Below are 25,403 nucleotides of genomic sequence, written 5' to 3' on the forward strand. Positions count from 1 at the left end.
ATGACCCATTGGGGAACGGTGGGGCGGCAACGCCTCCAGCTGCTCATGCTGCTCACCCGAGCGGGACGCGCGACACTGGGCGGACTGCTGCTGGCGCACCTGACATCCGCCCTGGCGCCGGCGGCCACGGCCGTGGCCACGGGTCTGCTGCTCACCCGCGCCCTCGACTCGGGGTCGGTCGGTGAGATGGTGCCCCATCTGACCCTCGTCGCGGTCGTGGTGTTGTTGGGCCAGTGCACGGAGTTGCTGCGTGAGCCGCTCGACGTGCTCGCGGCCCGCCGGATCGACGGCCGGCTGCGCTCCGACGTGCGCCGCAGGGTGGCCGAACCGCGGGGGATCTCGCACCTCGACAACGGTGACTACAGCACGGACGTGGCCCGCGTGTCGGAACTCGGCGGCTGGCGAACCCGTACCCCCGGAACCGGCGCCGTCGGTCAGCTCGTCCTGCTGGGGCGGCTGACCGGGGCGGTGGGCTGCGCCGCGGTGCTGGCGTGGTACCAGCCGTGGTTGGGGGCCGCGTTGCTGACCGCGACTCTGCTCATGCGAGCCGTGATCCGGCGGCAGTGGGTGCGGCTGGGAGCCATCTGGGACTCACGGATGGGCGACCGGCACCGGATGGAGTACTGGTCGGACACACTCACCGGGTCCGCCGCCGCCAAGGAGGTACGCCTGTTCGGCCTCGCCACCTGGCTCAACGCGCGGCACCGGGCACAGTCCGAGGACTGGTTGGGCGAGATCTGGCGGGAGCGGCGCGGCATCCTGCGCCGGCAATGGGTCACGTTCGGCCTCGCCGGAGCGGCCGGCTTCGCTGCGCTCTACGTGCCGGGCACAGCGCTCGACAACGGTGAGCTGACGTCCGGGGCGCTGGTGACGATGGTCCTCGCCGCCTGGGGCGTCTTCGCCGCCGGGGCGATGGGACACGAGGCCTTCGACATCGAGTACGCCACCGGCGCCATGCAGTCGTTCGAGCGGCTGCGCTCGCATCGGCTCGCCTCAGCGGATCCGCGGAGCGCGGGACGGCCGGCACCCGAATCAGCGCCGCGCCTCCGGTTCGAGGGCATCGGTTTCTCGTACCCGGGCGAGGCGAAGAAGGTCCTGGACGGCCTGGACCTGGAAATCCAGCCCGGCGAGGTGCTGGCCGTGGTTGGCCGCAACGGAGCCGGAAAGACCACCATGCTGAAAATCCTCGCCGGTCTGCAGAGCCCGACCGAGGGACGGGTGAGCGTCGACGGCGTCGATCTGGCCCAGCTGGACATCACGTCCTGGCGGCGTCGCGTCTCCGCGGTCTTCCAGGACTTCGTGCACTACCCACTGACCGTGCGGGAGAACATCGCGCTGGGCGCGCCGGACGTCGAGGCGACCGACGAGAGCATCATGGCCGCGGCTGAGGCGGCGGGCGCCCGGGACGTCGTCGAGCGGCTCCCCAACGGGCTGGACACCCTGCTCACTCGCGAACACCGGGGCGGGGTCGACCTCTCCGGCGGACAGTGGCAGAAGATCGCCATCGCCCGCGCGATGTTCGCCGTCGCGCACGGCCGCAAGCTGCTCATCCTCGACGAGCCCACCGCGCACCTCGACGTCAAGGCGGAGACGACCTTCTACGACCAGGTGATCGCGGCGGTCTCGGGCGTGAGCATCGTGGTGATCTCCCATCGGCTCTCCACCGTGCGCAACGCCGACCGGATCGTGTTGCTGACCGGCGGCCGGGTCACCGAGGCCGGGGACCACAGCGAGCTGATGGAACTCGGTGGCCACTACGCGCGGCTGTACCGGCTCCAAGCCGACCGTTTCGGCGACGGACCGCCGGGCGGCACACCCGAGAGAACGGTGACGGCGCATCCGGGAGGAGCGAAGGCATGAAAGCCGAGTCCAACGTGGTTCTCGCCATGCTCCGTATCGCGTACCGCGCCGACCGGAAGGCCACCGGCACCGTGCTGGTGCTGGCGTTCTTCAACGCTCTGGCCGTGGCCGCCACCGGTCTCAGCGTGCGTAACCTGTCCAACTCCGCCGGGCTCGGTGGCGGGCGCGGCATCCTGCTGGCCGCACTGGTCGGTGCCCTCGCCTACGCCATGATCGCCTCGGCCCAGCGGGTGCAGGGTGGCCTGCAACTCGACCTGACCGAGCGGGTCGACCTCGTGCTACGCCAGCGGCTGCACGTGATGACCGGGGGCGCCCCGACCGTGGAGCACCTGGAACGCACCGAGTTCCTCGACCGGCTGAGCCAGATCCGGTCGAGTACCGAAACCCTCGCCGGTGCCTGCTGGGGTGCGGTCAGCGCGGCCTCCTCGATGCTGAGCCTCGGGCTGAGCGCGTGGCTGCTGGCCGGCGTGCACCCGGCGCTGTGTGCCCTGGTGCTGCTGGCCGCGCCGCCGTTGTACTTCTCCCGTCGGGCGTCGTCGTTGCTTGCCCGCGCCCGCGACCAGAGCGCCGAGGCCGAACGCCGCGAGCTGAGCCTGCACCGTCTGGGCACCTCGTCGGAGGCCGCGAAGGAGCTGCGGATCAGCGGTAGCGACCAGAACGTGGACAGACGGGCCTCGGACTACTGGGACAGCGTGACCCGGCGGCTCGTGCGTGCGCTGCGCATCGCCTCGCTCTGGCAGGTCGCCGGCTGGACCGGCTTCGCCGTGGGCTATCTGGCGGCGCTGGCCTTCGTCACGCACGAGGTGAGCCAGGGCCGGGGCACCGCGGGTGACCTGCTGATGGTGGCCAGCCTGTCCGGTTACCTGCGCACGCAGCTCGCCACGACGGTCAATGGTCTCTCCCAGCTGGCCGAGGGGCGCGAGACCATGCGCCACCTCTACTGGCTCCAGGCGCACACCGAGCAGCACGCGCACAGCGGCACCCGACCGGCTCCGGCGCGGCTCACCGATGGCATACGCCTGCGCGGGGTGACCTTCACCTATCCCGGCACCGACCAGCCCGTGCTGCGCGACGTGGACCTGCACCTTCCGGCCGGCTCCACCGTGGCGGTCGTCGGCATCAACGGCGCGGGAAAGACCACCCTGGTCAAGCTGCTCACCGGGATGTACGAACCGGATCAGGGCGACGTTCTCATCGACGGTGTCCCGCTGCGGGAGCTGCGTCTGGACGAGTGGCGCGCGCGGATGACCGCTGCCTTCCAGGACTTCTTCAAGCTCGAAGGCAGAGCACGGCACACCGTGGGCATCGGCGACGTGTCGCGGGTCGACGACGAGGACGCGGTCGGGGCGGCGGTGACGGCGGCACAGGCACAGGACGTGTCGCGGCGGCTGCCAGAGGGGCTCGACACCATGCTCGGCCGGACCTTCGGCGGCGCCGAGCTCTCGCACGGCCAGTGGCAGAAGTTGGCGCTCAGCCGGGCGTTGATGCGTCGCAAGCCGTTGCTGGCGATGCTGGACGAACCGACCGCCGCACTCGACCCGCAGGTGGAGCACGACCTCTATGAGCGCTTCACCGGCCCGGGCGGGCCGGCCGACACGGCCGCCGGCGGCATCACCCTGCTCGTCTCGCACCGGTTCTCCACCGTCCGGGCGGCGGACCTCATCGTCGTGCTGGATCACGGCCGGGTCGCCGAGCTGGGCACACACGACGAACTCACCCGAATACGGGGCAGATACGCCGAGCTGTACGCGGCGCAGAGCCGGGCGTACGCGCTGTGATCCCGCTGTCGCACGCCCAGCAGCGTCTGTGGTTCCTCGACCGGCTGCACGGACCCGACCCGGCCTACCATCTGCCGGTCGTCCTGCGGCTGCGCGGACCGCTGGACCGTACCGCCCTGCGCCTCTCCCTCGGTGACGTCGTCGCCCGGCACGAGTCGCTGCGCACGGTCTTTCCCGACACCGACGGGGTGCCCTGCCAACACGTCCTGGACACCGCTGCCGACGGCCCGGAGTTGAGGGTGGCCACGGTCGATCCGGCCGAGGTCGACGCCCGGATCCACGCCGCCGCGTCCGCGCCGTTCGTGCTCGCGCAGGCGCCGCCACTGCGCGCCGACCTCTTCGTGTGCTCGGCGGACGAGTCCGTGCTGCTGCTGACCCTGCACCACATCATCGCGGACGGCTGGTCGATCGAGGTCCTGCTACGCGACCTCGCGACGGCGTACCGGTCCCGTGGCGGTGGGCTCGGCCCGCCCGGCTGGGCGGAGCTGCCGGTGCAGTATGCCGACTTCACCCTGTGGCAGAGGGAGCTGCTGGGCGACCGCGAGGACCCGGAGAGCGTGGCCGCGCGCCAGCTGGCCTACTGGCGTACGGCTCTCGACGGGGTCTCCGCCGCCCTGCCACTTCCCACCGACCATCCCCGCCTGACGTTCTCGGCCCACCGTGGCGCGGGCGTCGCGATCGACTGGGACGCCGGTCTGCACCGGAAGCTGATGGATCTCGCCCGGCGGCAGAACTGCACGGTCTACATGGTGGTGCAGGCCGCGCTGTGCGGACTGCTGTGCCGCATGGGAGCGGGCGACGACATCCCGCTCGGCGCGGTGACGGCCGGGCGTACCGACGAGGCGCTCGACGAGCTGGTGGGCTTCTTCGTCAACACGCTCGTGCTGCGCGCCGACCTGTCCGGTGATCCGTCGTTCGTCGAGCTGTTGCAGCGGATCCGGGGTGTCGACCTGCAGGCGTACGCGCATCAGGACCTTCCCTTCGACCTACTGGTGGAGGCGCTCAACCCGCCGCGTGCCGTGGACCGGCACCCGTTCTTCCAGGTCATGCTCGCCTTCGACACGAGGATGGATGAGGATCTGGACTTCGGCTCGGTCACGGCCGAGCGGCCGACGGTGGACCTCCCGGGAGCGAAGGCCGATCTCAATCTGCAACTGACCGAGATCGTCGACGCGGGCGGCTCGCCGCGGGGGGTCTCGGGAGTTCTCGAGTACGCCACCGACCTCTTCCGCGCGGATACCGCAGAGCTGCTGGCCGGCCGGCTGTCCCGCTTTCTCGGCGCGGTCGTCGACACGCCGGATCTGCCGATCAGCGCGGTCTCCCTCCTCACGGCGGGAGAGCGGAAGCAGGTTCTGGAGGATTGGAACGGCACCTCCCGACGACTGCCCGCGACCACCTTGCCGGAGGCCTTCCGGGCGCAGGCCGCACGAACTCCGGACGGCATCGCCCTGGTCTCCGCGACCGGCACGCTGACCTACGCGGAGCTGGACCTTCGGACCGACGACCTGGCCAGGAAGCTGCGGGGTCTCGGAGCGGGCCCGGGAACGATCGTCGCGGTGGGGCTTCCGCGCTCCGCTGCGCTGGTCGTCTCACTGCTCGCGGTGGTGAAGGCGGGAAGCGCCTACCTGCCGCTCGACCCCGACCATCCGGACGAGCGGATCCGGATGATGCTTCACGACGCCCGGCCGGTATGTGTCCTGAGCGACCCGGAGCTGTGCACGCGGCTGGCCGACGGCGAGTTTCGCCTGGTCACCCCCGACGGTCTGCTGGCGGACGCGACAGAGGTCGCCGGTGGTCTCCTGGAGGACGGGCCGGCGCTCCGGCCGCAGCACGCCGCGTACGTCATCTACACGTCCGGATCCACCGGGCGCCCCAAAGGCGTCGTTGTCTCCCACGCCGCGATCGACAACCGGCTCCGCTGGATGCAGTCGGCCTATCCCCTCACCGCCGCCGACCGCGTCCTGCAGAAGACGTCCAGCGGGTTCGACGTCTCGGTCTGGGAGTTCTTCTGGCCGCTGCGGGTGGGTGCGGCACTGGTCGTCGCCGGCCCGGACGAGCATCGGGACCCGGCCGCGCTGGTCCGCACCATCGTGGCGAAGCACGTCACCACCGTGCACTTCGTCCCGTCGATGCTGAGCTTGTTCTGCACCGAGCCCACCGCGGCTCGCTGCGACGGCCTGCGCCGCGTCTTCTGTAGCGGCGAAGCGCTCCCGCGCGAGGCGGTTGCCGCCTTCCACCACGTCCTGCCCGGTGTCGCCCTGACGAACCTCTACGGACCGACCGAGGCCGCTGTCGACGTCACCTACCACGACTGCGATCCCGGTGACTCCGGCCCGGTGCCGATCGGTCGTCCGGTCTGGAACACGCAGGTGCGGGTGCTGGACGACCGGCTGGACCCGTGCCCGGTCGGGCTGGTGGGGGAGTTGTATCTCAGCGGCGTCCAGCTCGCCGACGGATACCTGGCGCGCCCGGCGCTGACCTCGACCCGTTTCGTAGCCGATCCCTACGGCCCGCCGGGCAGCCGGATGTACCGGACCGGTGACCGTGTCCGATGGACACCCGCAGGTGAGCTCGTCTTCCTCGGCAGAGCCGACGACCAGGTCAAGCTTCGCGGCCAGCGGATCGAACCGGGTGAGGTGGAGGCCGTGCTGGTGACCGACAGGACGGTGGGCAGTGCCTGTGTCGTGATCCGCGAGGACACGCCGGGAGACCAGCGTCTGGTCGCCTACGTCACGCCAACGAGGCCGCAGGATGCCGGGGCGGTCGATCCTCAGGCCCTCCTCGCCGGCCTCGGCGACGTGCTTCCCGGCCATCTGGTCCCGGCCGCCGTCGTCGTCCTCGACGAGTTGCCGCTCAGCCGGAACGGGAAGCTCGACCGCCGGGCCCTACCGCCGCCTCCGGTCGGTGTGCGGCGCAGCCGGGAGCCCCGGACAGCGGTGGAAGGGCTTCTCGTGCGGCTGTTCGCGGATGTGGTGGGTGTGCCCGGCGCGGGCGTCGAGGACAACTTCTTCCAGCTCGGCGGGCACTCGATGCTGGCTGTCCAGTTGGCCCGGCGGATCCGCGCCGAACTCGCCGTGGATGTGCCGCTGCAGAGCATCTTCCGCCATCCCACGCCGGCGGCCCTGGCCCGGCAGGTGTCGCGGAGCGAAGCCGTGGAGGAGGTCTTTGGGCCGGTCCTGGAGCTGCGCCGCGAGGGGTCCGGTGCGCCTCTGTTCCTCGTTCACCCCGGCGCCGGTCTGAGCTGGTGCTACCTCCGGATCCTGGAGCATCTGGGTCCCGACCGGTCGGTCCATGCGCTTCAGGCCCGCGGATTCGCCGAGGCGATCGCGGGACGCCCGCTGCCGGCACTGCCCGAATCCGTCTCCGAGATGGCCGCGGACTATCTGGCCCAGATCCGCAAGATCCAGCCGGAGGGCCCGTACCACCTGGTTGGCTGGTCCTTCGGCGGCCTGGTGGCGCACAGCATCGCCACCCGGCTGGAACGTGCGGGGGAGCAGGTGGCCTCTGTGGTGGTCCTCGACGCCTACCCGGAGACGTCCGGTGAGGAAAGCGCGGGCGAGCTGCTCCGCGAGGCGCTGCACAACGTGCTCGGCGTTCCGCCCGGTGCTGCTGTCGCCGAGGCCCGGGACCCGGACGACCTCACGAGCCGCAGCCTGGACGAGGTGCGCCAGCGCTTTCCCCCACTGGCCGATGCCGACGACCACGCCATTCGAGCGGCGCTGCGGATAGGAATGAACAATCTCCGTCTCCAGCGCTGCTTCGTACCGGATCTTCTTCGGGGTGACATGACCCTCGTCGCAGCTCAGCGGGAAGACGCGGCGCCGTGGCAGCGGTTCGTCGCGGGCCGTCTGACGGTCCTGCGTCTCGAGGCGGAGCACCACGACTTCTTCAGCAGCGCGGCGGAGGAGACCGGGCGGCTGCTCGCCGGCGTTCTCCGAGCGGCGAGGCCCGGGGGATGACCGTCGTGGCGCCGTGGTTGCTCGGCATACCGGCTCAGAGGTCGATTGGCACGTCCAGGATGGCCATCCGGGTCGTGGGAATCGCACAACCATCCAAGAAGGAGACGCACAATGTACGAAGTTCGCGGGGACCAAACGAAGGTCTGGCAACTCCTCGAATCGGTGGCGGCCACTGACTATTCGGACTCCTGGTTCGAGCAGGCGGTCGGCCTGGCAAAGGACCTGGAAGACCCGGACCTGCTGATCGCACTGGCGGCCAGGCACAAGATGGTGCCGGCGCTGGCGCACTTCTACAGCACTGCCGGGCTGACCTCGACACTGCCCATAGGTATGCGTGACCTGCTGAACGGCGCGCTGGCCTGGAACCGGTTCAAGGTGGAGAAGCTGCGAGCCGAGAGCCTCGACATCGCCGCCGGGTTCGCCGAGCGGGGGGCGCCGGTGGTGTTCAACAAGGGCATCGTGTTGCAGCACTCGCTCTATGACGGCCTCGGTGTCCGCAGCTTCGGAGACGTGGACCTCATGCTGCATCCCGACCACGTTCCCGATGCCCGTGCGGTGATGGAGAGCCTGGGCTACCTGCCGGAGCAGACCTTCGACCCGGACCTCGGAGGCCTGGTCAAGCTCCCGCGGGAAACGCTTCTGATGTACCGGCTCTACCCGGACCACGTCCCCCACTTCCACCGCGTCGACCCGGCGTCCGGTATCCCCGTCTACAAGGTGGACGTGGCGCTGAGTCCCACCTGGTTCGGCAGCGCGTGGCAGCTACCGATGGCCGAGGTGATGGGAAGCGCCGGGGAGACCCGGGTCGGGCCGGACCCCGGGCACATGCTGCCCGTGCTGGGCGACGGCTACGCCTTCCTCTTCGTGGTGCTGCACCTCTTCCGGGACAGCTGGTTCGAACGGGCGATAGCCGTGGGTGAGCTTCGGGTCACGCAGTTCGGTGATGTGTGGAGGTACTGGCAGCGCTGGGGGCGGCAACACCCGCAGGAGTTGCGCACCCTGATCAAGGAACACGGCGTGGGGCCGGCCGTCGCCTGGATCACCCACCATGTCGATGCGCTGTTCGGCAGCACCATGACCAGCGACCTCGGCCTGCAGGAGTTCTGCGACCCGGTCTGGTTGTCCAGCGCGGGTGGTATGGACGGTGGTTTCCTCGCCTGGAACGGTGACATGCGTGAGCGGCTGTTCAGCAGGGCCCCGGTCGCACTGACTCCCATCGATGAGCCGCCGTACGGCGCGGATGCGCGTGGCAAGGTCTCCTGACCCGCCACCGCAGCGTCGCGGGGGTGCTGACCCGGACGAGCCCGCGCTTCTTCAGGACGACTTCCGTGAGGTGATGGCGCATGTCTGCACCCCGGTCGCGGTCGTCACCGCGATGTCGAACGGTCTGCCCCACGGCACGACCGTGAGCGCCTTCGCCTCGCTCTCCATGGACCCGCCGATGATCCTGGTCTCGCTCAGCCGGAGCTCCGACCTGTTGGCCGTCGTTCGTGCCACCCGGTGCTTCGGCGTCAATATGCTCGCCAGCGAGCAGTCCGCTCTCGCCGTCGGGTTCGCTCGTAAGGGCGGGACGGACAAGTTCAACGGCGTGCCCTGGCAGCCCGAGGGCGATGTGCCGCGCATTCCCGACGCGGCGGGGTTCCTGGTCTGCCGGGTCAGCCGGCTCGTGGAAGGAGGTGACCACATCATCCTGCTCGGTGAGGTGGTCTCCGCACATCCGGAACGGGCTCGGCCCCTGACCTACCACAGGCGCGCCTTCGGCACTCATCTCCCGCACCACGCCCACGCGGTGTGACAGGGGGTCTCGGAAGGTGGAAGTGCGATCCGGCGACGGCCTGACTGCGTGGACCGCAGATCAGGCCGTCGCCGCGCGCGCTCACGGATGACGTCGAGGGCGGCTTGGAGATCGTCGGGCGGAGGATCGCCGACGTGGGTGTCGGTGTCTCATGAAGCGTGCGTCGGGTTCGGTCGGCCGAGGGCACCCAGGTACGTACCGACCGCCCGCGCGGAGAGCCTGGTGTCGACATGGTCCGGGCCGAGAATTCGCACCCGACGGTCCAGCGCTTCCTGGCCGAGGGCGAGTGCCTCCGCCGGTTGTCCCAGGCGGTGGAGCACCGCGGCCGTTCGGGTGGCCGACAGCATCGTGTACGGGTGGTCGTCTCCGAGCACCTGCCGTTGACGGGCGAGGACGTCACGGTGCAACTCCAGTGCTTCCGTGGGCCGCCCCGATGTCGCGAGTTCCTCGGCGAAGTCGCCGGCCGAGAGCAGGGTGTGCGGATGGTTCTCGCCCAGCACCCGGCGGCGCCGTTCGACGGTGTCCTCGTGCAGGGCGAGTGCCTCGTCGTGACGGCCCAACGCGCCCAGGGTCAGTGCGAGGTTGTGGGCGGTGCCCAGGGTCAACCCTTTGTCCTCGCCGAACCGCAACCGCAACCGCGACAGCGTGTCCTCCAACAACACCCGCGCCCGCTCGAACGGCACTGGAACCTCCGGTGCGGACAGCCCGAGCCGGTACAGACACAGCCCGAGGGTGCAGGCCGAGCTGAGCGTGTCGACGTGGTCGTCGCCCAGCACCCGTCGGCGGCGGCGCAGTGTCTCTTCCGCGATGTCGTGGGCCGCTTGGCCGTGGCCGAGCTGCGAGCGTGCGTCCGCCACGGCGTGAGCGGCTTGCAGTGTCGTCGGATCATCAGGGCCGAATCGGCTGCGCCACTGCTGATGGAGGTGTTCGGCGACATCATGGCCAGTCTTTAGATCGCCGTGGCTGCGCAGGTACCACGTTGCCTGGGTGGCGACGATGCGGAGGTCCGGGTTCGTGCTCGCGCCCGGATCGATGGCCAGGAGATGGGGAAGGAACTGCGACCAGTAGGGCCAAGAGGTCGGTTCGTGGCTGGGGCCGGGTGTGGCGGCGGCGAGGAGGGCTTCCATCTGGCGTCGGGCGGTGGGCAGGGTGTCCGGGTCGGTGAGGTCGTGGACGACGGACAGGGTCAGGCGGTGCAGTTGTGGCCCGACCGGCCCGGCCTTGGCCAGTCCGTACCGGGCGAGGAGGCCGAGCGACCGACGAATCGCCATCGTGGAGACGGCGACTGAGGCCAGCGGCTCGGAGAGGACGCCGATGGGCGCGGAGGTGAAGATCTTCATGGGTACGGGTTCCGGCGCGAGCAGGGCGCAGAGGCGCAGGAGCTGCACGGCGGCCGGGTCCTTGGCGGCCAGCCGGTCCAGCGAGATCTGCACCGCTCCGGCCAGTGTCGTCGGGTAGGACGGAGGTTTGCCCTCGGCCATGACCTGCGCGACGTGCTGGGTGAGCTCCCGCAGGTAGTCATCGGCCGTCATCGCCGTCTCACCGATCACGCCGGCCGCCTGCGCCACTGCCAGGGGCAGGTCGCCGACAGCGTCGGCGACGCTGTCGGCGGACGCCTCGGTCAGCTCGGGGGCGAGCTTGCGCAACAGCGTCACGGATTCGGCGCGGTCGAACACGTCCACGTCCAGGGGTGTGGCCACCTGCCGCCACCCGGAGCTGCGGGATGTGACGATCGTGTGACCGGGGCCTTGCGGCAGCCATGGCACAACGTCCTCGGGCGTCTCGACGTTGTCGAAGATGATCAGCCAGTGGTCGGTTTCGCGGAGTTGGCGTAGGACCTGCTCAGCAGTGGTGGCGGTGTCCGCTGCGGCGGTGACCCATCCGGTGGAGAGGCCGAGAGCGGTGAGTTGGTCGCCGATGAGGCCACTCTGCTCGGCGTTGATCCACCACGCCAGGGCGTACTCGTCGGCGAACCGGTGGGCGTATTCGACCGCGAGGGAGGTCTTGCCGACTCCACCGAGGCCGTGCAGGGCGAGTACCGCCACCGGCTTACCCGCGTGCAGGCAGTCATGTAATGCGCTCAGCATCTCGTCCCTGCCGGTAAAGCCGGCGTTGCGGGTGGGAATGTTCCACGCCCGTGCCACACCGTCGGCCTGGGGTGTGCCGCCTGGCGCCCGCCGCCGGGCGTCACCGTCGACAGCGGGGACGTCGCGCTTTGTCGCCCCCTGCTTGGCCCACTGGCTGAGCGGGGCAGCGACGAGTGCGGCCGCCAACGCGGCCACGGTCGCCGACGTCTCCACGTCGAGCTCGAAGCCCAACTGGCAGGCGAGCCAGACCAGAGCAACGGCCAGCAGACTGAGGATGCTGGCAGTAGCCCACCGATGCGCCTGGGTCATCCGCTCTCCCCACAGGTGTACCTCGCCGCCGTCTCGGCTCCACCTCACCACACCGTGACCACCTGCTCCACCCTCCGTCCTGTTCGGAGGTGCCCCTGGTCGGCGGCGCACCGCGCCACCGACCGGTTGGTGGTCCCGCGCCACCGCACCGGGGGAGCGCCGTGGCGGGCCGAGAGCCGCACGCAGCCGACCGAGAAAGAGGAGCAGCCGTAGGCGAGAGGCGGCTCACCGACGTCCACCAGCCCTCGGCACGACTGTGCGCCAGGGCCCGCCGTTCGGCGGACCCTGGCGCACGACAGCGAGGATCAGCGCAGGGTGTCGATGTCGATGACGAACCGGTAGCGCACGTCCGAGGCGAGCACCCGCTCGTACGCGTCGTTGACGGCCTCGGCGCCGATGACCTCGACCTCGGGAGCGATGCCACGCTCGGCGCAGAAGTCCAACATCTCCTGCGTCTCGGCGATGCTGCCGATGCTGGAACCGGCGAACGAGCGTCGATTGCCGAACAACGCGAAGACGGGCACCGGCAGCGGCTCCGGCGGGGCACCGACGCTGACAAGCGTGCCGTCCAGACGCAGCAGGCCGAGGTAGCTGGCCATGTCGATCGGTGCGCTGACCGTGTTGATGATCAGGTCGAAGGTGTTCTTGAGCGCCTCGAACGTCGCCGGGTCCTTGGTGGCGTAATAGTGCTCGGCGCCGAAGCGCAGGCCGTCGTCCTTCTTGCCCAGCGTCTGCGACAGCACCGTCACCTCGGCGCCCATCGCTGCGGCGATCTTGACAGCCATGTGACCCAGACCACCCAGGCCCACCACGGCGACCTTCTTGCCGGGGCCGGCGTTCCAGTGCGCCAACGGGGAGTACGTGGTGATGCCCGCGCACAGCATCGGCGCGGCCGCCTCGTACGGGATGCTCTCCGGCACCCGCAGCACGAAGTCCTCGTTCACGACGACGTGGGTCGAGTACCCGCCCTGGGTCACGGTGCCGTCCCGGTCGACGCCGGCGTACGTCTGGGTGTTGCCCTTGAGGCAGTACTGCTCGTTACCGGTGCGGCAGTTCTCGCACTCGCGACACGAGTTGACCATGCAACCGACACCGGCACGGTCGCCGACCGCGTGGCGGGTGACGTCGGCGCCGACCTCGGTGATCCGGCCGACGATCTCGTGGCCGACGGTGAGCGGGTAGGGAACGCTGCCCCAGTCGCCGCGCACGGTGTGGATGTCGGAGTGGCAGATGCCGGCGTAGCGGATCTCGATGAGAACATCGTGCGGGCCCAGGTCCCGCCGCTCGATCGTGGTACGCACGAGCGGTTCGGTGGCGGAAGGCGCGGCGATGGCGTTGACGGTGAAGATGATGTCCTCCGGTGACGTGATGCTGACCTACCTGCACCTCACCACAGCCGTGGCGGCGCTGCGAGTCGGCGCTGCGAGTCGCGCCAAGGCGCGGCCCCCACTTTCAGTGTGCATCGTGCGCAGCACCGGACGGTCGGTGAGTAAGCCCACTCAGAGCGGGCGTCGTCCGCTCACCGACGGCTCTCCCTTATCTTCGGCACTGGCGTACCGTCTTCGCACCGCGCCCTGATCTCGCTCTTGTTGGCTGCGGACAGCAGCACGACCTGGATCTCCTTGACGGGCCCGGGAGCGTAGTCCCGCAGGCTGTAGCCGGGGGCGGGAGCGACGTTGACGACGTGAGCCTGATCGCCGGTGCAGAGCACGGTCACCACGCCACCGAGTGCCCGAAGGGGTGTACCCGGCTTCGGGGAGGCCGGCAGCGGTGCGGCACTGGGCGGCACCGTCGGCTGCCCGGCACTGGGTGACGTGGTAGGGCCTCCGCTGGCCGAGGAACCGGCTCCGGCGGTCGGTCCAGCCGGCTCAGCCGCAGCGGTCAGCGTGCGGCTTGGCCGGGGCATCGGTGCGGGCTCCGCAGAGGTCTGCCGGGGTGCAGGCGGCTCGGTGGCAGACGTATCGAAGGCGGCACCGGGTGGGGCGGCGCTGTCCCGAGTGGCGGCCCCGCCCGATCTGCCATCGACGGGTGTGAACTGGGAGAGTATGAGCGAAATGGTTGCGGCCGTCGCGATCACAGCGGGGATCAGCACGGCCCGCGGGATGCGGCGACCTCGACTGGCAGGGGTGCCGGCGTCAGTCGGGGTCGGCTCGGGTGCCGGCTGTGCCGCCTGCTCCACCCGCTGTGCCGCCTGTTCCACCCGCCGCTCGGCGTCATCGGTCAGATCGTGCAGGGCCGTCGCCACCTCCGCGGCGTCCGGCCGATCTGCCGGATCCCGGGCCAGGCACCGGTCGAGGAGACGGTGAACCTCGGGCGACACCCCCTCGATATCCGGCAGCGGCGCCGGATCGACGTACACGTGAGCGGTCAACATCTGCGTGGGGGTCTCCGCCGACCAGGGCAGCTCATTGGTCAGCGTCCGGTACAGCAACAGGCCGAGCGCGTAGACGTCGGAGGCGGGCACGACGGTGCCAGCGGCGAGCCGTTCGGGCGCGAGGTAGGCCGCGGTGCCCAACAGTTTTCCGTCCGCCTCCAGCTCCGGCCGACCGACTGTGGTGGCGAGACCGAAATCGACCACCTTCACACCGGCCGGCGTCAGCATCACGTTGGACGGCTTGATGTCCCGGTGCACCAGACTGCGTTCATGCGCGGCGGCGAGCGCCTCGGCGACCTGCGCGCACGTCCGCATCGCGGCGGCCGGCGGCAGCGGACCGGCGGCAAGTCGCTGGGACAGGGTCTGGCCGGGCAGCAGTTCCATCACCACGTACGAGACGTGGCGGCCGGCGGCATCGGTGTGCTCGCCGTAGTCGTACACACTCGTCACGTGCGGATGCCAGAGCCCCGCTGCGGCCCTGGCCTCCGCCTGGATGCGTTGCCGTGCGCCTCCGGCGGCGGCCTGAGCGCCGGCCAGGACCTTGACGGCCACCGCACGTTCGAGGACGCGGTCCCACGCCCGCCAGACGACCGACATGCCGCCAGCGCCGAGGCGGCTCTCGACCTGATACCGGTCGTCCAACAGATCACCGCTCATCACTGGGACAGCTTGCCAGAGTGGACGTGCAGCGGCATGGTGACCCGATCCGGCGCTCCACCGCGGGCGCACCGGGGGTCCGGCGTGGAACGAGCCGGGGACGGCCGTCAGGACGCGGCCGTCCCCGAGGGGCAGTGCGGATGCGCAGGGATCGCCCCGATGCTCAGCGGTTCGACGCCTCGCCGCCACTGTCCGGTTGGACGTGCTCGAACCGCACCCGGCTCAGAAATCCCGGGAGGTCACTGAGCACGTACAGCTCGCCGCGCACGTCTGCGCCGAACGCGGTCGGCTGGGTGGGGAAGTTGCCGATCTCAGCGGACTCGTAGCCACCCGTGGACTTGGGTCGTACGGCGAACGCGCGGGTCGAGCAGTAGTCACTCGCGATGTAGGTCCCCCGCGCCTCCGGGGTGACGGCCCCCCGGTACACCAGACCGCCGATGATGGAGCAGTTCTCCGTCATGTAGTGGTCGTACTCGACGACCGGGTCGGTGAGCCGCACGCCCGGCCGGCACTGCGTCTGGTCGAAGACCGGCGTGCCCTCCCGGCAGGACCAGCCGAGGTTCGCGCCACGCTGCGACGGGCGGATGTGGTTGATCTCCTCGATCAGGCCCTGGCCGACGTCACCAATCCACAGTGAGTTGTCGGCCGGGTCGATGGAGAACTTCCACGGGTTGCGCAGCCCGTAGACCCAGATCTCCGGTCGCGCGCCCGCCGTGCGGACGAACGGGTTGTCGGAGGGCACGCAGTAGGGCTTCCCCCGGCAGGAGCGGTTGACGTCGATCCGCAGGATCTTGCCGAGCAGGGTGCCGAGGTTCTGACCGGCCTTGAACGGGTCGTTCGCGTGACCGCCGTCGCCGAGGGACCAGTAGAGGTAGCCGTCGCGGCCGAACGCCACCTGTCCACCGTTGTGGTTGCCGTACTCGGCGTGCTCCTGGGTGAGCAGCACCTGCACCCGCTCGGGAGCGCCGATGGGCACTCGTGCCAGGGTCAGTGCGCCGGCCGGCAGGCTCGTGTAGGCCACGTAGAGGATCCCGGTCCGCGCGAAGTTCGGCGCGGGCGTGATGCCGAGGAGGCCGCGCTCGTTGTCCGACGTGTCGATCCGGGCGGTCAGGTCGAGCACCGGCTCGGCTGCCAGGCCGGTGTCGGGGTGGTAGGCGCGGACGGTGCCGTTCTTCTCCGCGATCAGCATCCGGCCGTCCGGCAGCCCGGTGATCGCGATCGGGCGCTGGAGACCGAAGGCCACCTGTTCGGACACCACGGTCAGCTCGGTGAGTGGCACCGCGCGGGTGTGGGATGGGCCGGCCGCGGCGGTGCCGGCCACCGGCGCGGGCGGCAACAGGGACGCAAGCAAGGCCAGAATGAGCAGCCCGGCCAGCATGGTGGCCGGGCGACGACGCCGTCGCGACATGTGCAGCTCCTCGAGCAGGTGGGGTGGAAGGCGTGGGTTGGGAGCGTTCCCACCATACATCGAGTCAGATCAATGACAAGCCCCGATTCGCAGCCTGCTGCTACAACGTGCGCTATGGGTGTGGAGCCGGACGTCACGGGGCCCCGGGTCGGGCTGTCTACCCCCGGGCAGCGCGTCCTGGGGCAGCTCGGCGCGGTCTGGTTGCTGGGGTCGGCGTTGCTGACCACTGCCATCCCCGCACTGGCCCCGCTGCTCTTCGTCGGCTGGGGCGCGGTGCTGGTGGGGTTGCTGGTCGTGGTCATCCTCGCCGTCGGGCTCCTACGGCTGGTCGCCCGGTCCACGGCGTCCGTCACGGTCCTCGCTGCACGTCCCGGCCTCTGGGCGCTGCTGGTCCTCGTCGGTGGGCTGGCCCTGGCGTGGCTCGCCTGGCGCTGGAGCGACGAGGTGGGCCTGGGCGTCAGCTCCGGCGCGACGCTCACCCTGCTCCTGGGCGGCGTGCCCTACGTGCTCGTCGCCGGGCTGCTGCTGCGCGGGTGGCGGCCGCGGCTCGCCGCCGGGCTCGCGCTGGTCGGCCTTCTGGGCCTCGGCCTGGTCGCGCTCGCCCGTTCCGGCCCCGACGAGGTCACCGAGCGGCTGCGGTACGCGGGCCAGGACCGCCGGACCGCGTACGTGGTCGAGGTTCCCGGATATCGCCCCGCCGATCCCGCCTACGGCGCCGTGGTGGGTGCTGGGGAGTTCGCACCCGCCGACCCGGCCGTGGTGCCGCCTGCGCGCCACGTCAACGTGATAGCTGGTCCGGTCGTCGGCGACGCGCGGGGGGAGTGCGGCCAGCCGCACCTCGACTCCGTGCCGTCGGCGGAGAGTTGCGCCACCGAACCGGGCGGGGCGGTCTATCTTCGCGGGGTCGTCGAACACGGATACCAGGTGACGCGCGGCGACCGTGGCGTCGTCGTCCTCGGCTCGCTGGCCGTCGACCGCGACCTGTTGCGCCGAGCCACCCGCACGCTACGCCCGGCGACCGCCGTCGATCTGCCCACCGAGGAACGACCGGCCGACCTGTTCGTGGTCGACCTGCCCGGTTACCGGGCCCAACCACTCGGCATCCCCCGGGGCGTGGGCTACGCCCCCGCGGACCACACCGGCGGTGCCGCCAGCGTGCGCGTGGCCCTGCACGTCACGTACGCCGGGCAGGACCAGTGCTTCCAGGCCGCCTGCACGTCCGAGGGCGCCGGGCTCACGTACGTTCGGCGCGAGGACAGCCACGCGTACGTGCTCCGCCGGGGTGAGGTGGACGTCGGTGTCACCGGCGGCGTCTCCGTCGACCGGTCGCTGCTGCGAGACGCGGCGCTGGCGGCCCGTCCCGCGAGCGAGGACGAACTGCTCCGCGCCCTACCTCCGCCGCCGGAGCGGGACCTGCTGGACCGGCTTCGAGCCTGGCTGCAGACCCGCACCTGACACGTCCACCCCCAGCACCGTCGGCGGGCACGCTCTCGCCGATGGTGCCCACCGGAGGACGGGGCCTACGGTTTGCGGGCGAGGAGCCCGACGAAGGTGTGATAGGTGTCGGTCTGCTGTGGACCGGGCGCACCCGGCTCCGGACGCCACTCGGCCAGGGGCACCAGCCCCGGCTCCAGCAGCGTCAGCCCATCGGCGAACGACAGGATCTCCTCGTCGGTACGCCAGCGGCCGGTGCCCAGCGACTCGTTGAAGACCCGCTCGACCTCGCGGGCCTTGCGGGAGCCCTCCGGGTCACGCTCGGCCGGGTCGCGGAAGTGCGAGATCGCGACGTAGCTGCCGGAGGGCAGCGCGTCGATCAGTGCGGCCGCCACCGCTCGCGGATCCTCGTCGTCACCAAGGTGGTGCAGGATCGCGAAGAGCAACAACCCGATCGGCCGGTCGAAATCGAGGAACCGACGTACGTCCGGATGGTTGAGGATCACCTCTGGTGCCCGAACGTCCGCCTGGATCACCGTCGCGGTGCCCTCGGCGGCCAGCAGGGCCCGTCCGTGTGCCAGGACGATCGGGTCATTGTCCACATACACCACCTGAGCCTTCGGGTTCTGCTCGGTGGCGACCTCGTGCACGTTGCCCTGGGTGGGCAGCCCCGAGCCGATGTCGAGGAACTGGTCGATGCCCGCCTCGGCGACGAGGAAGCGAATCACTCGACGCAGAAAGGCCCGGTTCGCCTGACCGGCTGCCGGCCCGTCCGGTGTGATCCGCAGGGCGTGCTCGGCGACCTTCCGGTCGACCTCGAAGTTGTCCTTGCCCCCCAGGAAGAAGTCATAGACTCGGGCCACGCTGGGAATGCTGGGGTCGATGCCGGGGGGTGCCGCCTTGTCGCGGGTCACAGGCGTCTCCATTCGGTTGGGATCAGCGCAGGCCGGGGTCTGCGGGTGATGCCGGAGTTGCGGCGAGTGTAGCGATCGGGAGGGCTGAATTTCCGCCCCGACTGGTATCGCTCCCAGAGCATCGTCCGCAGCCGCTCAGGCCCACACCGCGACCAGCCCGCAGAGCGTGCCCGAGTGCCCGTCCGGCTACGGGGCGGCGTTGAGCAGGTCCACCGCGATGTGCTGGCGGGCCGCGTCGGTGACGTCGACCGGTCCGGCCCAGCGCAGGCCGTAGGTGTCGAGCGCGGTGCGGTTGTTGGCGTACGCCGTGTCGGCCTGCGTCCGGAGATACCCGGTGTACGGATGGTCAGCGAGTGCGGCGTTGAGCTGGCCGAGCCCACGGACGTGCGGGCCCTTGAACGACGCGCCATCGGCCCCGCAGTTGTTGTTCGGCTCGCACGAATCGCGAAGGATGCCGCCCGAGTTGAGCTGGCTGCTGGTGGTGGCGGCGTTCGCGATCTGCCGGGCCCGGGTCAGCAGTGCCGCGTCACCGGTGGCGCGGTGCAGCTCGGTCAACCCCGCCAACAACACACCCTGGTTGTACGACCACACGGCGCTGCCGTTGTTGCGGCAGGTCGACAGGCTGATCCCGTCGTTCACCAGGTTCGAGCTGTTGATCATGCCGGTGCCCTGGAACCAGGCCCACTCCTGCTGCGCCCGCTGAAGATAGGCGGTGTCGCCCGGGATGCGGTTGTGCAGCGCTGCGGTCACCTGTAGGTAGAGGCTGTTGGCGATGGCTGCCTTGTAGCCCCGGGCGGTGCTCCACCAGATGCCGCCGCCGCACCGGCTGTCCCAGTAGGCGCTCATGTGGTCGGCGGCGGCGCGCGCGGTGGCCAGGTAACGCGCCTCGCCGGTCAGGTCGTAGGCGGCGATCCAGGCCATGGCCCACCAGCCGGTGTCGTCGAGGTACTCGTTGCGGAACTGACCGAGCCACTTGTCGACGTTGCGGTCGTAGGTGTTGGCGATCGCGTACCGGTAGCTGCCCATCCCACTCACCCGGATGTTCTCGATCACGGCGGTGAGCGCGTTCGCGGAGTTCCACCAGCCGGTCGTGTCGAACAGGCCGGTGCCGAGGTTGTAGCTCATCATCAGCCCGGTGGCGGCGGCGGTCCGGCGGGTGCTGGCGTTCCAGGTCGAACGGGCCCACGCGGTGCAGGCCGTCTCGGGTCGGTCACCCGCCTTGCCGCAGGCGCGCAGTGCCCCCACCCGGCTGGTGGCCCAGTCGTCCACGTTGTACATGGCGGTACGGCCGGTGCGGACCCCGCTGGGTATCGGGGCCAGGCCCAGTCGACCGTCGGCGACGAAGGTGCGACCGCCGTCGAAGGAGCGCTCAAGCCAGCTCTGGTCGCCGGGGTTGCCGTTGCCGATGACGGCCCAGGACATGGCGTCGATGTCGTTGACGTGCAGCGAGATCTGCCGACCGTAGATGGTCGCGGTGACCGGGGCCCGGTCGGACGGCGCCAGTGCGGCGTCACGACCGTCACAGTGCCGGTTGCAGATCACGGCCAGGGCGGCGGGAGCGGCGGTCGCCGCGGTGGGCGCCACCGTGACGCCGAACCCGGCGAGCATGGCCGCTGCCAGCAGCGCGGCGAGCCGGGAGATGGGGACGGACATCGTGACTCTCCTTGGACGGAGGACGTTGAGCCGGATGGTGGGGGACGGGTCCGCAGCTCGCCGGGTGGCGCACGCCCTTGCGTGAGGCCCGCGCCGCCGGTCCGCAGTCTCGCGGGACGCGCGTAACGAGCGGGCGGGAGGAGGGGCGCCGCCCCGCTCCTCCCGCCCGCGATGGATCAGATGATCGGTTCCACCCAGATGTTGCGGTAGATGATGTTGGCGCCGGGGTCGCCGTGGTCCTGCAGACGGATCGGTCCCGCTGACGGGCCTTCCGCTGCCCCGTTGCCGGTGGACCCGGTGATCTGGGCATTGTTGTGGATGGTGACGCCGTTCCACACGACCGTGACCCGGGCGTTCTCCGTCTTGACTCCGGAGGCGTTGAACCGGGCGGCGCGGAAGGTGACGTCGTAGGTCTGCCAGGTCTGCGGGGCGGTGGCGGCGTTCACCGACGGTGCCAGCTTCTCGTAGATGGCACCGCCCTCGTTGTTCGCGGGGGTCGTGTCTCCGAAGGAGTCCAGGACCTGTAGCTCGTAGCGGTCCTGTAGGTAGATTCCGCTGTTGGACCGGGCCTGGCCGGTGATCTCCGGCGGCAGGTTCGGGAGCCAGAACTCGACGTGCAGTTTGAAGTCGCCGAATGCCTGCTTGCTCTTGATGTCGCCGCCCAGGACCTCCATTCCGCCGCCGGTGAGCGGCCAGGTGGCCGGGCTGCCGTTGGCCTGCTGGAAGTTGTTCAGGTTGGACCCGTCGAACAGGACCAGCCGGCTGGCTGCGCTGTAGACCTCGAACTCGTAGATGCGCGCGGCGGCGTCGGTGGTGCTCGTGGCCGCCGTGACGTTGATCCGGGCGTACCTGGCCTGTGTGGTGGTGATGTCGTGGGTGGTGGTGCTGGCGGTGTTGCCGGTGACGTTCGCGACCGTCGTCCAGGCGGTGCCGTTGGTGCTGACCTGGAGGTTGAAGTCGCGGGTGTTCCAGGCGGCGTCCTCACCGCCGGCACCGGCGTGCTGGACCACCAACCTGTCGACGTTCTGCGTGGAGCCGAGGTCCACCTGCATCCACTTGTTGGTGCCGAGCGAACACCACTTGTCGGTGTTGCCCCCACTGACGGTGCCGTTGACCGCCTTGGCCGGGCCCTCAGCGGTGGCGCAGGAGCTGTCGGCGGTTGCCGGCCTGCCGAGGGCGAGGTTGGTGGCGACGGCCTGACCGGGGATCGCGTTGAGCGTGTACCAGACCTCGGTGTTCCACAGCGACTGACCGTTGCTCGCCGCGAACGGCTTCGGCGAGCGGATGTGCACCACCCGGCCGGGCTTCAGGCCGTTGATCGCGAGTGTGACCTTCTTGCCGTCGGCCGACAGGCTCGCCGAGGACACTGACAGGGTCTCCTCGTCGATCTTCGGCCCGCCGTAGGCCGCCGTCGGGACGTATCGCCACTGCTTCACCCGGTACTTGGTCGCGAGGGCGGTGGCAGTCGCGGCGGACAACGGCTGGGTGTACTCGATCTCGAACCCGTTGGGCAGCGCCCGCATGGCCAGCATGTCGAAGGCGTTGCCGCCGTTCGGGGTCAGCTTCTGCAACCCGTAGCTCAACTTGCCGGTCTGGCCCCAGTTGCCGCCGGCCCCGAGCCCGCCGACGTAGATGGCGCCGTCCGGTCCGAGGTTGACCTCCGAGACACCGGCTTCCAGGCCCTGGGTGAGACGGAACAGCGCGCCCTGGTACTCGCCGTTGATCTTCTCGACGAAAGCCCGCTGCAGGCCGCCGTAGGTGACGTCACCGATCATGAACTGCCCCGCGTAGGTGCCGGTGGGCATCAGCAGCGGCGTGCTCGGCGAGTTGCCGATCTCGTTCTGCGGCATCCAGAGCACCGGCTGGGTCACCGGCGCGTTGTCGAACGGGCCCGCCGGGTTGAGGTAGTGGTTGAAGAAGCGCCCCTGCTTGATGTGCACCAGCTTCGAGGACGGCTGCCAACCACCCTGGTTGTCGGTGACGAAGATGCCGTTCTCCGGGCCCCAACCGATGCCGTGCGGCGTCCGCAGGCCACCTGCCACGTACGACACCGCACCGGTGTCCTTGTTGACCTTGATCGTCGTCCCACGGTTGGCGGCCGTCTGCGGATTCGTGGTGTTGCCGCCGTAGTCGATGCCCACCGACAGGTTCGCGTAGAAGAACCCGTCCTGGTAGAGCAGGCCGAAGGCGAACTCGTGGAAGCCTCCGCCGTAGGGCCAGGTCGCCACCGTCTGGTACTGGTCGGCGACCTCGTCGCCGTTGGTGTCGGCCAGCCTGGTCAGCCGCGCCTTCTCCGTGACGTAGACGACGCCGTCGACGACCTTGAGCCCCATCGGCTCCTTGAGGTTGCTGCCGATGCGCTTGGTCGTCACGTTCCCGGGTGAGGTGCTGCCACCCGTGTTCGAGAGAATGTGGACCTCGCCGGCCTGCGAGGAACCGGACTGGTCGTTGCCACCCCAGGTGGAGACGACCAGTCGGCCGTCGGGCAGCCAGTCCATCCCGGTGACCTTCGGTTGGAAGCCGGTAGGTCGCAGATTGGTCAGCGAGAAATTCGGGTGCACCGAGGTCAACGGCAGCCCGTCGCCCGGCGAGTCGCCGGTGGCTTCGCACTCCTTGCGGCCCGGAGCGGTCACCCGCACGACGCCGGCGTCGGTGCTCAGCACCGAGTTGGGCACGTTCACGAACGACGTCGAGCCGGGTGTCTGCCACTGCAGGGTCAGCTGCTGTCCGCCCGTAGCCTCGAAATGCTCGATCCGCAGCGAGTGATAACCGGTGGTCAGGTTGATGGAGCCGTCTTTCGGCTGCGCGCCGTGCAGGCCGTCGTGGTTGATCACCAGCGTGTCGTCGATCAGCAGACGTGAGCCGTCGTCGCTGGTCAGACGGAACGTGTAACTGCCGGCTTGTGGGATGTTGACGTTGCCGAGGACCTGGGCCAGGAAGTTGTCTTCCAATCCGAACTCGGCAGCCGTGGTCCAGTTGACCGTCGGCATGAGCTTGTCGATGTTCGGTGTCTGCGCCGCCTTCAGCGTGCAGAGGCTGCTGAGTGAGGTCTGCAGGTCGAAGATCCGGAGCGTGACGCCGGGCTCCTGAGGGGGCGGGGCTGCGGATGCCGCCGTGGGCATCGACAGGCCGGCAACAGCGAGCGCGGCGGTGAGGGCAGCTGTGATGGGTAGGCGTGCTCGTCGGGGCGGTGCGAACACATTTCCTCCAGCGGAAGCGGGACAACGACGCACGATCGCCGACACGGCATTCCGCTCAACGACGTGTCCGGTCAACCCATGACATCGATGTCATCCAAGGATGGTTGGCCCGGCACGCCGCTGCCTGGCGAGGTCAATCTAGGATTGTTTCATCTAGATGTCTAGATGTTTCTGTGGCGCTGAGCCAACTTCTGCTCAGCAGAGCAAAAGATGTCCCGCGTGGCTATTTCAATTCGTGGCAGAGGGCGGCGAACCGGCCGGCACTCGGAAATGCGGTGCGCATACCGCTCGCGGCGCGGCCTCCGAGCCCACCTGCGTCGCACCCCGCTGTCCCGGACCCCCGCGCCACCGCGTGGTCAGACCGCGCCTCGGTCGACCAGACTGAACGTGGTGGAGAGCGGAGCGTCGCCCATGAACTCCACGTAGATGTTCTTCTGACTCGGGCTCCACTGCACTACGCCGTACTTCTCGCTCACGATGGCGTAGGAGGTGCGCCCCTTGTCGTCCTTACCCTCCGGAGAGATCCCGAACAGGGTCGCCGCGCTGATCTCGCATTCGGTGTTCACCAGCGACTTGTCGCCATCTGCATCAATCTTGACCCCGAGACACGGTAGGTGCACGACGTCCGGGTTCAATGACTTGATCATGTAGTCGACGCCGACCGGCTCGAGCGCGAAGAGGGCATCCGGGCCGGTCCCGTCGCCGACGCTGACCGCCTCGCCGAGGACCAACGAGAGGTCTCGGTCGATCTCCACCACGTGTACCAGGATTCGCCGCTGTCCGGCCAGGATCGCGCGCGTACTGTCGGCCGCCGGCGGAGGTGTCCCGGTCGTCGTCTTCGACGTGGGCGCCGCCGTGGGCGTCGGCGCATCCGTTGCCGGGCCACCGGCCGTGGTCGGGCTGACCGGGTCCGGCTTGGACAAGTTTCGCAGCAGTTGCGGGCCGAACACGGCGGCGGGCACCACCAGTGCGATCACCGCGGCGATGGCGCCCAACGCGGTGAGCCGGCGGCGCCGGCTCGTGCCCGTGCGGTCGACTGCGCCCAGCGGGGACGGCGTGCTCTGCCCGTCGCCACCGGCAGCGGGGGAGACCTTCAGCGCCGACGTCAGGACCAGGGGTTGGGCAGGCCCGGCATCCCCCCTCGGCGCAGCTGCGGTCAGCAACGCGTCGAGCAGTTCCCGGGCGGTGGGCCGGGCTGCCGGGTCCTTCTCCAGTGCCCGGGAGACCAGCTCCCGCAACGTCCCGCCGAGCCCGCTCAGATCCGGCGGTTGGGTGAGGATCCGCATGGCGATGGCGGTGGCGGAGTCACCGCCGAACGGGTTGCGGCCGGTCGCGGCATGAGCGACCACGGCACCCCAGGCGAAGATGTCCGCAGCCGGACCGACTGGCTGGCCGGACGCCGTGTCGATCCGCTCCGGGGCCATGTAGGAGACGGTCCCGACCATCTGGTTGGTCCGGGTGTGCTGGCTCGTCGCCTCGAACGCGCGGGCGATGCCGAAGTCGATCACCTTGATGCCGCCCGGCGCGACCAGGACGTTCGCCGGCTTCAAGTCGCGGTGGATCACCCCGGCGCCGTGGATCGCGGTGAGCGCGGTGGCCACCCCGACCGCGATGCTGTGCAGCTGCGCCGCGCCCAGCGGCCCTCGCTCCCGGATCACCTGGGCCAGGCTGGGACCCTCGACATACTCCACCACCAGGTACGGCGGGTCGTGGTCCGGGTCGGCGTCGAGGACCTCGGCGGTGCAGAACGGTGGGACCTGGCGGGCGCGGTTCACCTCGCTGCGGAACCGGCCACGGAACTCGTCGTCGCCCGACAGCTCCGAGCGAACAACCTTGACCGCCACCCGTCGCCCCTGCGGTGACCTGGCCAGGAAGACACTTCCCATGCCACCTTCGCCGAGCCGGCCGAGCACGTCGTACCCGCCGATCCGGGACGGGTCACCAGGGAACAGCCCGTTGTTCACGCCGGATGCCC

At 70.0% G+C, this 25,403-nt stretch carries 14 protein-coding genes; 6 read left to right on the forward strand and 8 right to left on the reverse strand.

Annotated features, from left to right (window positions below; all coding sequences use genetic code 11):
- From LADH09A_RS09570 to LADH09A_RS09590, 5 genes are all read left to right on the forward strand, one after another.
- The gene (locus LADH09A_RS09570) at positions 1-1,860 is read left to right on the forward strand and encodes an ABC transporter ATP-binding protein (RefSeq protein ID WP_238644521.1); all 1,860 of its coding nucleotides are present in this window, start codon (positions 1-3) and stop codon (positions 1,858-1,860) included.
- Positions 1,857-3,638 carry an ABC transporter ATP-binding protein gene (locus LADH09A_RS09575; RefSeq protein WP_238644522.1) on the forward strand — a complete coding sequence of 594 codons (1,782 nt, stop codon included), beginning with the start codon at positions 1,857-1,859 and terminating at the stop codon, positions 3,636-3,638. Before LADH09A_RS09570 ends, LADH09A_RS09575 begins: the two co-directional genes overlap by 4 nt.
- Complete coding sequence (locus tag LADH09A_RS09580) at positions 3,635-7,597, forward strand: non-ribosomal peptide synthetase (RefSeq protein ID WP_238644523.1); 3,963 nt, start codon at positions 3,635-3,637, stop codon at positions 7,595-7,597. The genes LADH09A_RS09575 and LADH09A_RS09580 overlap by 4 nt, the downstream gene beginning before the upstream one ends.
- Positions 7,598-7,708: 111 nt before the next feature.
- Positions 7,709-8,860: a nucleotidyltransferase family protein gene (locus tag LADH09A_RS09585; protein WP_238644524.1), complete on the forward strand. Its 1,152-nt coding sequence runs from the start codon at positions 7,709-7,711 to the stop codon at positions 8,858-8,860.
- Complete coding sequence (locus LADH09A_RS09590; protein WP_238644525.1) at positions 8,844-9,392, forward strand: flavin reductase family protein; 549 nt, start codon at positions 8,844-8,846, stop codon at positions 9,390-9,392. The genes LADH09A_RS09585 and LADH09A_RS09590 overlap by 17 nt, the downstream gene beginning before the upstream one ends.
- Before the next feature lie 149 nt (positions 9,393-9,541).
- Here LADH09A_RS09590 and fxsT read toward each other — a convergent pair whose 3' ends face one another.
- From fxsT to LADH09A_RS09610, 4 genes are all read right to left on the reverse strand, one after another.
- The gene (gene fxsT, locus LADH09A_RS09595) at positions 9,542-11,788 is read right to left on the reverse strand and encodes an FxSxx-COOH system tetratricopeptide repeat protein (protein WP_238644526.1); all 2,247 of its coding nucleotides are present in this window, start codon (positions 11,786-11,788) and stop codon (positions 9,542-9,544) included.
- 305 nt (positions 11,789-12,093) lie between these two features.
- On the reverse strand, positions 12,094-13,137 hold the full coding sequence (locus LADH09A_RS09600; protein ID WP_238644597.1) for an NAD(P)-dependent alcohol dehydrogenase: 1,044 nt from the start codon (positions 13,135-13,137) through the stop codon (positions 12,094-12,096).
- 170 nt (positions 13,138-13,307) lie between these two features.
- The gene (locus LADH09A_RS09605) at positions 13,308-14,819 is read right to left on the reverse strand and encodes a serine/threonine-protein kinase (protein WP_238644527.1); all 1,512 of its coding nucleotides are present in this window, start codon (positions 14,817-14,819) and stop codon (positions 13,308-13,310) included.
- A 163-nt stretch (positions 14,820-14,982) separates the two neighbouring features.
- On the reverse strand, positions 14,983-16,227 hold the full coding sequence (locus tag LADH09A_RS09610) for a PQQ-dependent sugar dehydrogenase (protein WP_238644528.1): 1,245 nt from the start codon (positions 16,225-16,227) through the stop codon (positions 14,983-14,985).
- Between the two features lie 114 nt (positions 16,228-16,341).
- On the opposite strand from LADH09A_RS09610, the gene LADH09A_RS09615 reads away from it, so the two are divergent.
- Positions 16,342-17,682 carry a hypothetical protein gene (locus LADH09A_RS09615; protein ID WP_238644529.1) on the forward strand — a complete coding sequence of 447 codons (1,341 nt, stop codon included), beginning with the start codon at positions 16,342-16,344 and terminating at the stop codon, positions 17,680-17,682.
- 65 nt (positions 17,683-17,747) lie between these two features.
- On the opposite strand, the gene LADH09A_RS09620 is transcribed toward LADH09A_RS09615, so the two are convergent.
- From LADH09A_RS09620 to LADH09A_RS09635, 4 genes are all read right to left on the reverse strand, one after another.
- Positions 17,748-18,587 (reverse strand): SAM-dependent methyltransferase, encoded by an 840-nt coding sequence (locus tag LADH09A_RS09620; protein WP_274529284.1) that lies wholly within the window; start codon positions 18,585-18,587, stop codon positions 17,748-17,750.
- A gap of 174 nt (positions 18,588-18,761) precedes the next feature.
- On the reverse strand, positions 18,762-20,228 hold the full coding sequence (locus LADH09A_RS09625) for a glycoside hydrolase family 76 protein (protein WP_238644531.1): 1,467 nt from the start codon (positions 20,226-20,228) through the stop codon (positions 18,762-18,764).
- Positions 20,229-20,404: 176 nt separating this feature from the next.
- On the reverse strand, positions 20,405-23,350 hold the full coding sequence (locus tag LADH09A_RS09630) for a 3-keto-alpha-glucoside-1,2-lyase-like domain-containing protein (RefSeq protein ID WP_238644532.1): 2,946 nt from the start codon (positions 23,348-23,350) through the stop codon (positions 20,405-20,407).
- Between the two features lie 434 nt (positions 23,351-23,784).
- Positions 23,785-25,392 carry a serine/threonine protein kinase gene (locus tag LADH09A_RS09635; protein ID WP_238644533.1) on the reverse strand — a complete coding sequence of 536 codons (1,608 nt, stop codon included), beginning with the start codon at positions 25,390-25,392 and terminating at the stop codon, positions 23,785-23,787.
- Positions 25,393-25,403: the final 11 nt, after the last annotated feature.

The organism is Micromonospora cabrerizensis (genome assembly GCF_022230955.1).
Classification (GTDB): domain Bacteria; phylum Actinomycetota; class Actinomycetes; order Mycobacteriales; family Micromonosporaceae; genus Micromonospora; species Micromonospora cabrerizensis.

What these genes read in the sequence shown, in the direction of transcription:
- LADH09A_RS09570 (WP_238644521.1), top strand. Translation starts at nt 1, where the DNA reads ATGACCCATTGGGGAACGGTGGGGCGGCAACGCCTCCAGCTGCTCATG.
- LADH09A_RS09575 (WP_238644522.1), top strand. Translation starts at nt 1,857, where the DNA reads ATGAAAGCCGAGTCCAACGTGGTTCTCGCCATGCTCCGTATCGCGTAC.
- LADH09A_RS09585 (WP_238644524.1), top strand. Translation starts at nt 7,709, where the DNA reads ATGTACGAAGTTCGCGGGGACCAAACGAAGGTCTGGCAACTCCTCGAA.
- fxsT (WP_238644526.1), bottom strand. Translation starts at nt 11,788, where the DNA reads ATGACCCAGGCGCATCGGTGGGCTACTGCCAGCATCCTCAGTCTGCTG.
- LADH09A_RS09605 (WP_238644527.1), bottom strand. Translation starts at nt 14,819, where the DNA reads ATGAGCGGTGATCTGTTGGACGACCGGTATCAGGTCGAGAGCCGCCTC.
- LADH09A_RS09610 (WP_238644528.1), bottom strand. Translation starts at nt 16,227, where the DNA reads ATGTCGCGACGGCGTCGTCGCCCGGCCACCATGCTGGCCGGGCTGCTC.
- LADH09A_RS09615 (WP_238644529.1), top strand. Translation starts at nt 16,342, where the DNA reads ATGGGTGTGGAGCCGGACGTCACGGGGCCCCGGGTCGGGCTGTCTACC.
- LADH09A_RS09620 (WP_274529284.1), bottom strand. Translation starts at nt 18,587, where the DNA reads ATGGAGACGCCTGTGACCCGCGACAAGGCGGCACCCCCCGGCATCGAC.
- LADH09A_RS09625 (WP_238644531.1), bottom strand. Translation starts at nt 20,228, where the DNA reads ATGTCCGTCCCCATCTCCCGGCTCGCCGCGCTGCTGGCAGCGGCCATG.
- LADH09A_RS09630 (WP_238644532.1), bottom strand. Translation starts at nt 23,350, where the DNA reads ATGCCCACGGCGGCATCCGCAGCCCCGCCCCCTCAGGAGCCCGGCGTC.